Origin of the sequence: Streptomyces seoulensis (genome assembly GCF_022846655.1) — a bacterium.
In the GTDB taxonomy this organism is placed as follows: Bacteria; Actinomycetota; Actinomycetes; order Streptomycetales; family Streptomycetaceae; genus Streptomyces.
This window is the reverse complement of the sequence record NZ_AP025667.1, coordinates 2577919-2590148: the sequence shown is the minus strand read 5'-3', so window position 1 is coordinate 2590148 and position 12230 is coordinate 2577919. Positions and strand designations below refer to the sequence as shown.

The 12230-nt window shown below is 73.7% G+C and carries 15 protein-coding genes; 9 read left to right on the top strand and 6 right to left on the bottom strand.

Going from position 1 to position 12230, the window contains the following annotated elements:
* Positions 1-76 precede the first annotated feature (76 nt).
* The 3 genes from HEK131_RS12120 (at position 77) to HEK131_RS12110 (ending at position 2066) form a co-directional block, all read left to right on the top strand.
* On the top strand, positions 77-742 hold the full coding sequence (locus HEK131_RS12120; protein WP_217463923.1) for a HemK2/MTQ2 family protein methyltransferase: 666 nt from the start codon (positions 77-79) through the stop codon (positions 740-742).
* A gap of 98 nt (positions 743-840) precedes the next feature.
* On the top strand, positions 841-1071 hold the full coding sequence (locus HEK131_RS12115) for a CDGSH iron-sulfur domain-containing protein (protein ID WP_244334850.1): 231 nt from the start codon (positions 841-843) through the stop codon (positions 1069-1071).
* Positions 1068-2066 (top strand): iron-containing redox enzyme family protein, encoded by a 999-nt coding sequence (locus HEK131_RS12110; RefSeq protein WP_244334848.1) that lies wholly within the window; start codon positions 1068-1070, stop codon positions 2064-2066. Before HEK131_RS12115 ends, HEK131_RS12110 begins: the two co-directional genes overlap by 4 nt.
* Before the next feature lie 73 nt (positions 2067-2139).
* Here the strand turns inward: HEK131_RS12110 and HEK131_RS12105 are convergent, their stop codons facing one another.
* Together HEK131_RS12105 and HEK131_RS12100 are read right to left on the bottom strand one after the other, a co-directional pair.
* Entirely contained in the window at positions 2140-2844 is a 705-nt protein-coding gene (locus HEK131_RS12105; RefSeq protein WP_244334846.1) for a hypothetical protein, read from the bottom strand.
* Between the two features lie 45 nt (positions 2845-2889).
* A complete protein-coding gene (locus tag HEK131_RS12100) occupies positions 2890-3468 on the bottom strand; it encodes a hypothetical protein (RefSeq protein WP_217463921.1) in 579 nt (192 codons plus the stop codon).
* 216 nt (positions 3469-3684) lie between these two features.
* Here HEK131_RS12100 and HEK131_RS12095 point away from each other — a divergent pair, with 216 nt between their 5' ends.
* Positions 3685-4029, top strand: coding sequence for a DUF6343 family protein (locus HEK131_RS12095; protein ID WP_244334844.1), 345 nt, complete (start codon positions 3685-3687; stop codon positions 4027-4029).
* Between the two features lie 66 nt (positions 4030-4095).
* Here the strand turns inward: HEK131_RS12095 and HEK131_RS12090 are convergent, their stop codons facing one another.
* Together HEK131_RS12090 and HEK131_RS12085 are read right to left on the bottom strand one after the other, a co-directional pair.
* Complete coding sequence (locus HEK131_RS12090) at positions 4096-5283, bottom strand: zinc-dependent alcohol dehydrogenase (RefSeq protein ID WP_244334843.1); 1188 nt, start codon at positions 5281-5283, stop codon at positions 4096-4098.
* A gap of 98 nt (positions 5284-5381) precedes the next feature.
* Positions 5382-5618 (bottom strand): hypothetical protein, encoded by a 237-nt coding sequence (locus tag HEK131_RS12085; RefSeq protein WP_244334842.1) that lies wholly within the window; start codon positions 5616-5618, stop codon positions 5382-5384.
* 307 nt (positions 5619-5925) lie between these two features.
* On the opposite strand from HEK131_RS12085, the gene HEK131_RS12080 reads away from it, so the two are divergent.
* The 3 genes from HEK131_RS12080 to HEK131_RS12070 all read left to right on the top strand — a co-directional run bounded on the left by HEK131_RS12080 (position 5926) and on the right by HEK131_RS12070 (position 7612).
* Entirely contained in the window at positions 5926-6237 is a 312-nt protein-coding gene (locus tag HEK131_RS12080) for a hypothetical protein (protein ID WP_244334840.1), read from the top strand.
* A gap of 13 nt (positions 6238-6250) precedes the next feature.
* Positions 6251-6454 (top strand): hypothetical protein, encoded by a 204-nt coding sequence (locus HEK131_RS12075; protein ID WP_244334838.1) that lies wholly within the window; start codon positions 6251-6253, stop codon positions 6452-6454.
* A gap of 111 nt (positions 6455-6565) precedes the next feature.
* The gene (locus tag HEK131_RS12070) at positions 6566-7612 is read left to right on the top strand and encodes a PucR family transcriptional regulator (RefSeq protein WP_432215697.1); all 1047 of its coding nucleotides are present in this window, start codon (positions 6566-6568) and stop codon (positions 7610-7612) included.
* A gap of 52 nt (positions 7613-7664) precedes the next feature.
* Here HEK131_RS12070 and HEK131_RS12065 read toward each other — a convergent pair whose 3' ends face one another.
* Both HEK131_RS12065 and HEK131_RS12060 read right to left on the bottom strand, forming a co-directional pair.
* Positions 7665-9200 carry a flotillin family protein gene (locus tag HEK131_RS12065; RefSeq protein ID WP_244334834.1) on the bottom strand — a complete coding sequence of 512 codons (1536 nt, stop codon included), beginning with the start codon at positions 9198-9200 and terminating at the stop codon, positions 7665-7667.
* 105 nt (positions 9201-9305) lie between these two features.
* Complete coding sequence (locus HEK131_RS12060) at positions 9306-9815, bottom strand: NfeD family protein (protein ID WP_244334832.1); 510 nt, start codon at positions 9813-9815, stop codon at positions 9306-9308.
* Positions 9816-10076: 261 nt separating this feature from the next.
* Here HEK131_RS12060 and HEK131_RS12055 point away from each other — a divergent pair, with 261 nt between their 5' ends.
* Both HEK131_RS12055 and HEK131_RS12050 read left to right on the top strand, forming a co-directional pair.
* Positions 10077-10586, top strand: a complete 510-nt coding sequence (locus HEK131_RS12055) for an SRPBCC family protein (RefSeq protein WP_244334830.1) — start codon at positions 10077-10079, stop codon at positions 10584-10586.
* A complete protein-coding gene (locus HEK131_RS12050) occupies positions 10579-12210 on the top strand; it encodes a phytoene desaturase family protein (protein WP_244334828.1) in 1632 nt (543 codons plus the stop codon). The genes HEK131_RS12055 and HEK131_RS12050 overlap by 8 nt, the downstream gene beginning before the upstream one ends.
* Positions 12211-12230 lie beyond the last annotated feature (20 nt).

Below are 12230 nucleotides of genomic sequence, written 5' to 3'. Positions count from 1 at the left end.
CCGGTCGAGGTGTGGCCACCGCAGCGAGGGGCACTCAGACACAGCCGCGCGAACGCCCGGCGTGCAGGAGGCGGACATGGGACCACTGGCAGCGCTGCCGACACCGCCGGGTGTGTACGCCCCGCAGCACGACACCGACCTCATCGCCCGCGCCCTGGCACACGAACGCCTCGACGCCGGCTCCGCCGTCCTCGACCTGTGCACCGGCAGCGGCGCGCTGGCCGTCCGGGCGGCGTTGCGCGGAGCCCGTGTCACGGCGGTCGACATCTCCTGGCGCGCCCTGGCCACCGCGTGGTGCAACGCGCTGCTCGCCGGGCAGTGCATCACCGTGCGCCACGGCGACCTCGTCTCGGCCGTGCCGGGCCGCAGATACGACCTGGTGGTGAGCAACCCGCCCTACGTGCCCGCGCCCGCCCCGAGCCCGCCGAGCCGGGGTGCGGCCCGCGCCTGGGACGCCGGTCCGGACGGCCGGGTCTTCGTGGACCGGATCTGCGACAGCACCGCCGGTGTACTGCACAGCGGCGGGGTCCTCCTGCTCGTGCACTCCGCGCTGTGCGGCACCGCGCCGACCCTGGACCGGCTCTCCGACGCGGGACTGGACGCCGCCGTGGTGAACAGGGCCACCGTGCCCTTCGGCCCCGTGCTGCGCGAGCGCCGGCCCTGGCTGCACAGCCGGGGCATGCTGCGCGACCGGCACGAGGACCGGGAGGAGCTGGTGGTGGTCCGCGCCGTACGCCGCTGAGCGCGGCCGGGCCGTTTCGGCGGCTTCCAGCGGGTACTCGTGGGACACGGGGGCCGCGAGCACGCACCAGGACGCGAGCGAGAGGGCGGTGGTCAGCCGTGGGCCGAGAAACCGAGACCGCGGTCGGCGTGACGATCACGCCCGACGGGCCGCTGCTGCTGCCGGGGCCGGTCGAGGTGACCTGTCCCGACGGCACGGTGGTCACCTCGCGCCGCTTCACGGTGGCGCTCTGCACCTGCCGCCGCAGCCGCATCTACCCCTGGTGCGACACCAGCCACCGCCGCCGCCGGAAGAACGCGAAGGACGAGAACGCCGAGGACGGCCGGTGACCGCGCCCCCGCTCCCCCGGCCGCGCGGCGGGCTGTCCGCGTCCGTCGTCTCCGCGCTGGCCGGCGACGGCACGACGGCCCTCGGGACACCCCCGGCCACCGCCGACCCGTACGGCGACGACCTCCAGCTCGCCCTGTACGTCCTCTACGAGCTGCACTACCGGGGCTTCGAGGGCGTGCCCGAGGAACTGGAGTGGGACCCCGGCCTGCTGGCCCTGCGCCGGTCGCTGGAGCGGCCCTTCCTCGCGGCCCTGCGCCGGGACGTGCCCCCGGGCACGAACGCCGAGGAGGCGCTGGACGCGCTGCTGGTCGAGCCCGTGGGGCACGACGACAGCAGTGTCAGCCACCACCTCCAGCGTGACGGCGAGTTGTGGCAGCTTCAGGAGTACGCGGCCCTGCGCTCGCTGTACCACCTGAAGGAGGCCGACCCGCACGCCTGGGTCATCCCCAGACTGCGCGGCCGGGCCAAGGCGGCCATGGTGGCCGTCGAGTTCGACGAGTTCGGCGCCGGACGCCCGGACGAGATCCACGCCCGGCTGTACGCCGACCTGATGGGCGACCTCGGCCTGGACACCACGTACGGCCGCTACCTGGACCGGGCGCCCGCCCCGGTGCTGGCCACGGTCAACCTGATGTCCCTCTTCGGCCTGCACCGCGCCCTGCGGGGCGCCCTGGTGGGCCATTTCGCCACGGTCGAGGTGACGTCGTCGCCGGGGTCCCGGCGGATGGCCGCGGCGATGCGCCGCACCGGCGCGGGGGCTGCGGCGCAGCGGTTCTACGACGAGCACGTGGAGGCGGACGCCGTGCACGAGCAGGTGGTCCGCCGTGACGTGGTCGGCGGCCTGCTGGCCGACGAGCCGCACCTCGAAGCAGACATCGCCTTCGGTGTGCACGCCACCGGCCTGCTGGAGGACCGGCTCGGCGCCCATGTCCTGAAGGCGTGGCGGCAACAGCACACCGCCCTGCGGACCGTGGCACCTGACGACACGGAATGAGCACGGCGCGTACGCCGCCGCGGCCCGGACCGACAGGGTCCGGGCCGCGGCGCCGTGCGACGTCAAGGCGTGCTCAGGCGTCCAGCAACTGGTTGAAGAAGGTGCGGTACTGCTGGAGCGCCACGCGCAGTCCCTCGGTCTCGACCTGCTCGCCCCGGCTCCACTGGCCCTCGAGGTCCTTCTTGTGGTCGGCGAACGTCGCGGCCAGCGACTGGATGACATCGGCGACCAGCGCGTCCGCCGAACGCACCGCGTCCTTCGGGTCGTCGACGAAGGTGCCCTGGATCTTCGCCCAGCGCTGGCGGTAGTCCTGGGCCTCCTGGTGGGCGATCAAGGGGTCGGAGCCCTCGTCCACCGAGCGGGGCCGGTCGCCGTCGTGGGACCGGTCGTGGCCGGCTCGGTCCGCGGGGGCGCCGGTCCGCTCGCCGGTGGCGTCCCGCGAGTCGTCGGTGGCCTCCCGCGAGCGCTCCTGCGCGGCCGTCGCCTCACCGGGGTAGGAGGGCGGGGGCGTGTCGGGCGTCCGGTCGGGGCGCGCACCGGACAGCGGGCCGGAGCGGGCCTCGGACGGCTCGTCGCGGCCGGTGTCGGACGGTGCGCCGGACCGCGTCCCGGTCGCCTCGGACAGCGGGCCGGAGCGCGCCTGGGAGGGCGCGTCGCGGCCGGCGTCGGACAGCGGGCCGGAGCGGCTGTCGGGGCGGCTGTCCCGGCCGGAGCGGGCCAGGTCCTCCGTGGTCAACTCGCCCTCGCCGGGGCCGCTGTTGGTGTGCCGATCTGACATGACAACCTCGCTTCCGCTGATGCCGTGATGGGGATGGGCGCCGGGTCAGGCCGCGTCGTGCCCGGTGCTCTCGTGGTGCGGGGGACGACCGCTGCCCAGCAGGTCGTCGAAGAGGGTGCGGTAGCGCACCATGGCGCCGCGCAGCTCCTCGGTGGTCGCCTCGCCGTTCTCGTTGCGGAGGCTCACCTCGTGGGCGTCGCGGTAGTGCTCCAGGGTCTGGGCGTGCTCGACGGACAGGTCCCTGAGCTGCTGCTCGTACCCCTCGGTGGGGTAGCCGCGGTCCCGCATGAGCTGGGTGACCAGGCGGTCGGCGTCGTCCACGCTCTGCGCCGGGTGGTCGACGAACCGCTCCTGGGTGCTGCTCCATTCGCCGGCGTACCGGTCACGCTCCTCGGGGGAGAGCTCCTTGAGGTCGAGGCCGCGGTGCCGCTTCTCGCGGGCCTGGAGTTCGCGCTCCGCGTCCCGCCTGCTCTCGCCGGACTGCACGGCCCGGTCGTACTCGGGGCCGAACCGTTCTTGGAGGTGGCGCCTGCGGCGGCGCGCCACGAGCCACGCTCCCGCGGCGATCAGGATCAGGATGACCACGATGAGGACCAGAATGCCGATCAGTGCTGCGGTGGACATCGCCTCTCCCGCTGGGTGAGTTGAGTGGAGGGGCCGCTTCGGTCGACGAGCAGCCTGTTACTCCGCCCGAGTACCCCGGCCCTGTTCCGGCACACCGGGGAAGGTGGTTGCCCGGCCGCGCCGACGGGTACGCGGAGGCGGCACCGGGCAGCCCGGCCGTCCGTCGTGCGGCGGGCCGCCCCTCCTTCGACCTTCGACGTGGACGGGGATGAGGGCATGAGCCGACGGCACACTCAGGACGACACGGCACGCGTGCCGCGCTCGCGTCCGGGGACGACCGGCCACCACCGGGAACGCACCGGGACCGAACCGGTCACCGCCCGCAGCCCGCTGAAGCTGCGACTGATACTCGGCGTGATCGGCCTGCTCGTCTTCCTGCTCGGTACGGCGCTCTTCGCCCTGTGGGCGGGCGCGGTGACGGAGCAGGACGTACCGGACCCCACGCAGCTCACGGTCCTGGCCGTCATCTGCGGTGTCCTCGCGCTGCTCGCCGCAGTGGACCTCGTCGTCGTCGTGCTGCGTCTGGCACGCGAGCGGGCCGGGCGGGCCCATCCGGGGTGATCCGGCACGCGCCCGCGACTCGACCCGACCGAGTGGCAGCCGGGTCGAGTCGCCGGAGCGTACGGCTCACCAGGGTTCGAGGACCGCCTTGATCATGCCGTCCTGCTTCGCCTGGAACGTCTCGTACGCCTGGGCGGCCTGTTCCAGCGGCAGGGTGTGGGTGGCGAAGGTGTCCACGCCCAGCGGATCCTCGTCGGTGAGCAGCGGGAGGATGTCGTCGACCCAGCGGTGGACGTTGGCCTGTCCCATGCGCAACTGGATCTGCTTGTCGAACAGGGTCAGCATCGGCATCGGGTCGGTCATGCCGCCGTACACGCCGGAGAGCGAGATGGTGCCGCCCCGGCGGACGATGTCGATGGCCAGGTGCAGCGCGCCCAGCCGGTCGATGCCCACCTTCTCCATGATGCGGTGGGCGAGGGCGTCGGGGAGCAGTCCGGTGGCGAACTGGGCTGCCTTGGCGAGGGGTGCGCCGTGCGCCTCCATGCCGACGGCGTCGATGACGGCGTCCGCGCCGCGGCCGTCGGTGGCGTCGCGGATCGCGTCGGCCAGGCTGTCGCCGTACTCCTCCAGGTCGTAGGCCGTGATGCCGTGTTCCCGGGCGCGCTGGAGGCGTTCGGGGACGAGGTCGACGCCGATGACGTTCTCGACGCCCCGGTGCCGGGCGATGCGGCAGGCCATCTCGCCGATCGGGCCGAGGCCGAGGACCACCAGGGTGCCGCCGGGCGGGGCGTCGGCGTACTCGACGGCCTGCCAGGCGGTGGGCAGTACGTCGGAGAGGTACAGGAAGCGCTGGTCGGGCGGGTCGTCGGGGATCTTCACGGGGAGCTGGTCGCCGAAGGGCACCCGGAGGAACTGGGCCTGCCCGCCGGGTACCTGGCCGTACAGCTTGGTGTAGCCGAAGAGGGAGGCGCCCTTGCCCTGGTCGTGGACCTGGGTCGTCTCGCACTGGGAGTGCAGGCCCTGGGCGCACATCCAGCACTCGCCGCAGGAGATGTTGAAGGGCACCACGACGCGGTCGCCGGGGGCGAGGGAGGTCACCTGGGGGCCGGTCTCCTCCACGATGCCCATGGGTTCGTGGCCGAGGATGTCACCGGCGTCGAGGAACGGCCCGAGGACTTCGTACAGATGCAGGTCCGAGCCGCAGATCCCGCTCGACGTCACACGGACGATCACGTCGGTGGGGTCCTGCAGTTGCGGGTCGGGGACCGTCTCGACCCGCACGTCCCTCCTGCCCTGCCAGGTGAGAGCGCGCATGTCTCCTCCAGTGATGTAGGTGCCGCGTCTCGCTCCCCGCCGGGTACCCGGCGCTCCGGTGCTCACCCGGACCGCGCCACGGCCGCCCGGCGGGCGCCTCAGCCGGAGGGCTCGTCGGGTACGGGCTGGTCCGGGCGCACCCCGGCCGGCTCCGGTGCCCCGCGCGGGCCCGCTCCCGCCTCGTCCGTGTCGGGCACGTCGGCACTCTCGCCTTGCGTGGGGGCGCGGCGCTCGTCCGGACGGGCGTCCCAGCGGTCGTCGCCGTGGCTCGCCTGCTGGTCGGGCAGGTCCCTCGGGACGCGCCGCGTACGGGGGTCGTGCTGCTGCTCGGACATGGCTTCTCCTCAACTGTCGTGAACCGGTTCCTCCGCGCGCGGACGCGGGCCGGGCGGGCGGTCCGTCGCGGGTACCCCGTCCCTCCCGGGGCATGCGGCACGAGGCGGGCCGGGATTCCGGGGCACCGAGTGAGCGCCTCGCTCCGGGCGAGGCGAGCGGTCCAAACAATTGAGCGATTCACGTTTCAGGACAAACAACCCGGATACCCGCAGGCAGTCGTACCAACAGCCCGAGGAAGTGTTCACGGTGGGCGCAGCAAGCCTTACCCCGCAGGAATGGCGCAAACTGACCGAGATAGAGCAGAGCTTGAGCGATGACGAGGTGCTCGCCCGGCGGCTGAGCACCATGCGCGTCGCGACCCGGTCCGTGACCTGGGTGCATCAGGCGCGGCGCCGGGCGCTCCCGCTCTGGGTGTCCGTGGGCGCGCTGCTGACCCTGACGCTGCTCGGCCTCGACATCGCGTTCCGCGAGACCTATCTGACCTGGGCCGTCGCCGTCGTATGGCTCGCCACCGTGGCCGGTCTCGTGGGTCTGGTCGTGCGGGCCTGCCGTCGCTGGGAAGCGGCGGAGCGGGCAGGCCTGAGGACCCCGTGGCCGATAGATCCGTCCCAGGTGTGAGGGGGGCCGGATCATGCCGGACGACCTGAACGGCGAGGACCCCGGAGAGGCGGAGCTGCCGCGCGCTCGGCGCCGGCTCACGGAGGAGGAGTTCCGTGAGCTGATGCGCGAGGCACGGCAGGAGGCCCGCCGGCTCCGGTACGGCAAGCCGCCCGAGGAGGATTCGGCGGTCGCGCTGCGCACCCAGCACGCCGAGTTCGGCGGCGCCGCCCACTGACCGCGGACCCACTGTCGGTGGGGGCGGATACGCTCGACCGGACGGACCACATCAGGGACACATCAACTGAGGTGGCGGGGAGTGCGGGAGGGCGCGGTGGCGGAGCTGGACATGGCCGAATACCTGGGCGGGTACGCCCCGATGCTGGCCGAGGTCTCCCGCACCGGACGGCGCCCCACCCGTACGGAACTGGGCGAGCGGCGCGCGCTCGGGGAGCGGGCCGCCGAGGCGGGACACAGTCTGCGGGCCCTGGTGCGCGGGCATCTGGCGGCCACCCGGAGCGACTGGCCGGACGGCACCCGGGTGAGTTCCGTGAACGGGGTGCTGGCCGCGGTCGAGCTGGCGGTGGACGCCTTCGCCGAGGGGTACGAGCGGGCACAGCGGCTGGCGGTGCGTCAGGAGGAGGCCGCGCGGCGGGAGTTCATCGACGACCTGCTGTACGGCCGCAGCGATCTGGGGCGGCTGGCCGAGCGGGCCGAGCGGTTCGGCCTCGTCCTCTCCCACGCGCACGCGGTCGCGGTCGCCGAGGGCCCGGAGGCGTTCGTCGACACCGCCCCGGTGACCCGGCAGGTGGAGTCGGCGCTGATCGCCCGGTTCAGTGAGCGGCGCATCCTGCTGACCACGAAGAACGGCAAGCTGATCTGCATCGCCCCCGGCGACCAGGAGGAGGTGCTGGCCCGTTTCGCCGAGCAGGTGCGGGCCACCCCGGACTGCGGCCGGGTCGCCATCGGCCGCCCCCGGCAGGGCCCGGGCGGGGTGGTGCAGTCGTACGAGGAGGCGCTGAGCGCGCTGGAGCTGGCGGAACGGCTCGACCTGGGCGAACCGGTGGTGCGCGCGGCCGACCTGCTGGTGTATCCGGTGCTGCTGCGGGACCGGCAGGCGATGACCGACCTGGTGCTCAGCGCGCTGGGCCCGCTGCGGGACGCCCGCGGGGGCGCGGAGCCGCTGCTGCGGACGCTGGAGGCGTACTTCGAGTCGGGGTGCCGGGCCGCCGAGGCGGCACGCCGGCTCGCGCTGAGCGTGCGCGCGCTGACGTACCGGCTGGAGCGCATCCACCAGCTCACCGGGAACAACCCGGCCGACCCGGTGCACCGCTACACGCTGCAGACGGCCGTCATCGGAGCCCGGCTGCTGGGGTGGCCCGCGCGGGAGCTGTGAGCACGGCGAAGGGGCCCGCCGCCGAGGCAGGCCCCCCTTTTTTTCCGGTGACTCAGCCCGTGATCTCGACCTTGCCGTTGTCGCCCTGCGCGGGGCGCTCCACCGGGGTGACGCTCGCGGCGGCGCGCTCGGTGACGCCCTTGAGGAGCTGGGTCAGGTCGACGCCGGTGGTGGAGCCGAGCAGTTCCATCCCCTGGGCCACGTTGTCGGCGACCGCGCGCGGGATCCGGCCGGCGCCGTCGGTGGAGATCACCGTCATCTTGCCGATGGCGCTCAGCGGCTCGGACGCCTTGGCGACGACCTCGGGCAGCACCGAGACGAGCATCTGGAGGACGGCGGCGTCGCCGTACTGCTCGTACGCGTCCGCCTTCTTGCGCATGGCCTCGGCCTCGGCGCTGCCCTTGGCGGTGATCGCCGCGGCCTCCGCGTCGCCCTCCAGCCGGACCGCCTCGGCGGCCGCCGCACGGCGGGACCGCTCGGCCTCACCCTGCTTGAGTCCTTCGACGGCGTCCGCCTCGGCCAGCGCGCCGCGGCGCTGCTTCTCGCCCTCACCGGTGAGCCGGGCCCGCTCCGCCTCGGCCTCGGCGGCCGCGATGGCCGCCAGCCGCTCCGCCTCGGCCTGCTTGACGCGGGCGACCCGGCGGGCCTCCGCCTCCTGCTCGGCGGCGTACCGCTTGGCGTCGGCGGGCTTGCGGACCTGGGTGTCGAGCTGACGGTCCGTCAGAGCCGCTTGGCGCTCGGCGACCTTCTCCTGCTCGGCGAGGATCTCCTGCTGACGGGCGGCCTCGGCGAGCGGTCCGGCGGCGGCCGCGCGGGCGGCGGCCTCGTCGGTCTCGGCCTTGATCTCCGCCTGCTTCAGCGCGAACGTCCGCTGGGCGACGGCGATCTCCTCCTCGGCCTTGAGGCGTGCCTGCTCGGCGGCCCGCCGGGCCACGGCCTCGGCGATGTCGGCCTCCTGCCTGGCGCGGGCGGCCTCGGGGCGGCCGAGGTCCTCCAGGTAGGAGCCCTCGGTGGTGATGTCCTGGATCTGGAAGGCGTCGAGCACCAGGCCCTGCCCCGACAGGCTGGACTCGGCCTCCTCGGCGACCTGTCCGGCGAAGGCGGCGCGGTCGCGGATGACGTCCTCCACGGACATCCGGCCGACGATGGCGCGCAGCGCGCCGGAGAGCACTTCCTGGGTGAAGCCGACGATGCCGTCCTGCTGCATCAGGAACCGCTGGGCGGCGGCGCGGATGGAGTCCTCGGTGCCGCCGACCTTGACGATGGCGACGCCGTCCAGGTTGGCCTTCACCCCGCGCAGGGTGACCGCCCCGCGTACCGCGACCGGGATGTGCCGCGAGGACAGGTCGAGGGTGAACCGCTGCTGCACGAACGGCACGACGAACACACCCCCGCCGACGACGACCTTCTGGCCGCTGTTGTCGGTGAAGACGCGCCCGGTCTCCGGATCGGTGGCCTTCTTGCCCCGGCGGCCGGTGACGATGAACGCCTCGCTCGGCCCGGCGACCTTGTACCGGCTGACCACGGTGAGCGCCAGCAGGACGAGGAGTACGACGACTCCGGCCACTGCGATGACGACAGGACTCATATCAATGCCCCCAGACACATGACACCCCGGCAGGGGTGGGAAAGAACCGCCCGCTTCAAGGGGCGGTGAGCTCATCGAGGTGGACGGCCGGACCGAGTGCCGCGGTCAGCGCTCCACCGGGCGCACCACGAGGGAGGTCGGCGACGGCACCGCTTCCACCCACACCTCGGCGCCACGCGGCACCGGCACCGTGCTGCGCGCGGCGAACTTGACGGTCTGCCCGCCGAGCCGGACGAGGACCTCGCCGTAGCCGGCGGCCGGGATGGCCGTCACCACGTTGCCCGAGGTCCCGATCAGGTCGCTCCCGGTCGGGGTGGCGTCCGTCTGGTCACGCAGCAGCATCCGGCTGAGGCGGTAGGTCAGCCAGGCCGTGGCCACCCCCGCCGCCGCGCCGATGGCGGTGGCCCCCGCCGGGGCGATGCCCAGGCCGTCGTGGGCGATGACCCCGCCGAAGCCCGTCATCGACAGGAACCCGGCGATGACCGGCAGCGACAGCCAGCCGTCGAGGGCGCCTTCCAGCGCGCCGTGGAACAGTCCGTCCAGCAGTCCGTCGAAGATCAGCGACAGGACGAGCAGCACGACCCCCGTGATGCCGATTCCAAGAAACCAGGCCATTCGCGCCGTCCCCCTCCCGCCCGCCGCTGATCTCCGGCTTGGCGGAAGCTTCACACAGGCTTTCGCCCTTTTCATTGCCTGATTCCGGCAATCTTTACGCTTCTTTTATGCCGCCTTCCCGCCGGCCGCACCAGTAGCCACAACGGCCGCTCCTGCCGTCCGTTCGGGGCGCGGACGCGTGATCCGTGGTCACCGGGTTACTCGGGCCACAGCGCGCGGGCGGCCCCGGCCCGCGGCGCGTCGTACGCGAAGGAGGCAACCGTGGCCATCAGGTACCAGCTCATCCGGCGTCCGCCGGCCGCCGTGTGGAAGGTCCTGAACCGGCCTTCCAGCTATGCGGACTGGGTCGTCGGGACCGACGAGTCCGCTCCCCGGGAGGGCCGCTGGCCCGAGCAGGGTTCGTCGCTCAGCTACACGATCAAGCTCGGCCCCCGGCGACTCGACGGCTGGACCGTGGTACGCCGCTACGAGCCGCCCCGGTACCTGGAACTGGAGGCCCACGCCCCGTTCGGCAACGCGCGCATCGCCATCGACGTACGCGAATGGGGCGACGAGACCCTCCTCATCGTGGACGAGCACCCGCTGCGCGGGCTGGGCGGGAAGCTGCACAACGTCGTGCTCGACTCGGTGATACAGCTCCGGCACCGGGACATGCTGGCCCGGCTGGCCCGGCTGGTCGAGCGGGAGACACCGCGCGAGTCCGCCGGGGGCGGAGGGCGGAAGGGTTCCAGGCCGGCGCCCTCGGCCGACAAGGAGGCGAGCCGTGAGTGACGCGGTGGTCATCGGGGCCGGGCCGAACGGGCTGGTCGCGGCCAACCTCCTCGCCGACCAGGGCTGGAGCGTGGAGGTGCTGGAGGCCCAGCCGACGCCCGGCGGCGGCGTACGCAGCGACCGCGCCGTCCATCCCGACTTCGTCAACGACGTCTTCAGCTCGTTCTACCCCCTGTCCGCCGCCTCGCCGGTCATCGACGGACTCCGGCTGGAGGAGGAGGGCCTGCGCTGGTCGCACGCCCCGCAGGTGCTGGCCAACCCCCTCGCCGACGGCCGCTGCGCGGTGCTCGACCGGGACGTCGACGTCACCGCCGAGGGGCTGGCCGAACTCGCCGCCGGGGACGGCCGGTCGTGGCGCGCCCAGTACGCGACCTGGGACCGGGTGGGCACGGATCTCGTCCGGGCGCTCTTCACCACGATGCCCCCCGTCCGGGCGCTCGCCGGCCTCGGCCTGAAGCTGCGCGGCGGCGGTGCCCTGCGCCTCGCCCGCGCCATGCTGCTGCCCGTGCGCCGGCTCGGCGAGGAGGAGTTCTCCGGCGAGGGGGCCAGGCTGCTGCTCGCGGGCAACGCCCTGCACGCCGACCTGGGCCCGGAGTCGGCGCTCGGCGGCGGCTTCGGCTGGCTGATGTCGATGCTCGGCCAGCAGTACGGCTTCCCGGTGCCGGTCGGCGGCGCGAACGCCCTGACGGACGCGCTGGTCAGCCGCCTGCGGCGCAGAGGCGGCGTCATCCGCTGCGGGGAGCAGGTGACGGAGATCGTCGTGGAGCGCGGCCGGGCCGTCGCGGTCCGCACGGCGGGCGGCGACACGGTCGGGGCCAGGCGAGCCGTACTCGCGGACGTGTCCGCGCCCGCCCTGTACGGCCGGCTCGTCGCACCTGAGCATCTGCCCTCGCAGGTGCTCGACGACATGCGGCGCTTCCAGTGGGACTTCGCCACCTTCAAGGTCGACTGGGCGCTGGACTCCACCATCCCGTGGAAGGCCGGGGCGGCCGCCGGAGCGGGCACCGTGCATCTGACGGACAGCGTGGACGACCTCACCCGGTTCGCCGCGCAGATCGCCATGGGGCTGGTCCCCGACCGGCCCTTCCTGTTGGTGGGCCAGATGACCACCGCCGACCCCACCCGGTCCCCCGCGGGCACCGAGTCCGCCTGGGCCTACACCCACCTGCCGCGCGAGATACGCGGCGACGCCGGGGACGCCGGTCTCACCGGCTCCTGGGACGCCACCGAGCGCGAGATCATGGCGGACCGGATGGAAGAACGGGTCGAGGAGTACGCACCCGGTTTCCGCGCCCGTGTGCTGAGCCGGCGCGTGCTGGCACCGCCCACACTGCAGTCCGCCGACGCCAATCTGAGCGAGGGCGCCCTGAACGGCGGCACGACCGCGCTGCACCAGCAGGCCGTCTTCCGGCCGATCCCCGGCACGGGCCGCCCGGAGACGCCGGTCCGCGGGCTCTATCTCGCCTCCGCCTCGGCACACCCCGGCGGCGGGGTGCACGGCGCCCCCGGCGCCAACGCGGCGCGGGCCGCGCTGGGCATCCGCGGCTCCTTCGGGGACGTGCTGGCCCTGCTGCAGCGGTCCCTGACCCGTGGAAGCGGGGCGGCCGCGGTCGGAAACCGCTGACCACCCCGCCTCCGGCCGGG

What these genes read in the sequence shown, in the direction of transcription:
- HEK131_RS12120 (WP_217463923.1), top strand. Translation starts at nt 77, where the DNA reads ATGGGACCACTGGCAGCGCTGCCGACACCGCCGGGTGTGTACGCCCCG.
- HEK131_RS12105 (WP_244334846.1), bottom strand. Translation starts at nt 2,844, where the DNA reads ATGTCAGATCGGCACACCAACAGCGGCCCCGGCGAGGGCGAGTTGACC.
- HEK131_RS12100 (WP_217463921.1), bottom strand. Translation starts at nt 3,468, where the DNA reads ATGTCCACCGCAGCACTGATCGGCATTCTGGTCCTCATCGTGGTCATC.
- HEK131_RS12095 (WP_244334844.1), top strand. Translation starts at nt 3,685, where the DNA reads ATGAGCCGACGGCACACTCAGGACGACACGGCACGCGTGCCGCGCTCG.
- HEK131_RS12090 (WP_244334843.1), bottom strand. Translation starts at nt 5,283, where the DNA reads ATGCGCGCTCTCACCTGGCAGGGCAGGAGGGACGTGCGGGTCGAGACG.
- HEK131_RS12085 (WP_244334842.1), bottom strand. Translation starts at nt 5,618, where the DNA reads ATGTCCGAGCAGCAGCACGACCCCCGTACGCGGCGCGTCCCGAGGGAC.
- HEK131_RS12075 (WP_244334838.1), top strand. Translation starts at nt 6,251, where the DNA reads ATGCCGGACGACCTGAACGGCGAGGACCCCGGAGAGGCGGAGCTGCCG.
- HEK131_RS12070 (WP_432215697.1), top strand. Translation starts at nt 6,566, where the DNA reads ATGGCCGAATACCTGGGCGGGTACGCCCCGATGCTGGCCGAGGTCTCC.
- HEK131_RS12065 (WP_244334834.1), bottom strand. Translation starts at nt 9,200, where the DNA reads ATGAGTCCTGTCGTCATCGCAGTGGCCGGAGTCGTCGTACTCCTCGTC.
- HEK131_RS12060 (WP_244334832.1), bottom strand. Translation starts at nt 9,815, where the DNA reads ATGGCCTGGTTTCTTGGAATCGGCATCACGGGGGTCGTGCTGCTCGTC.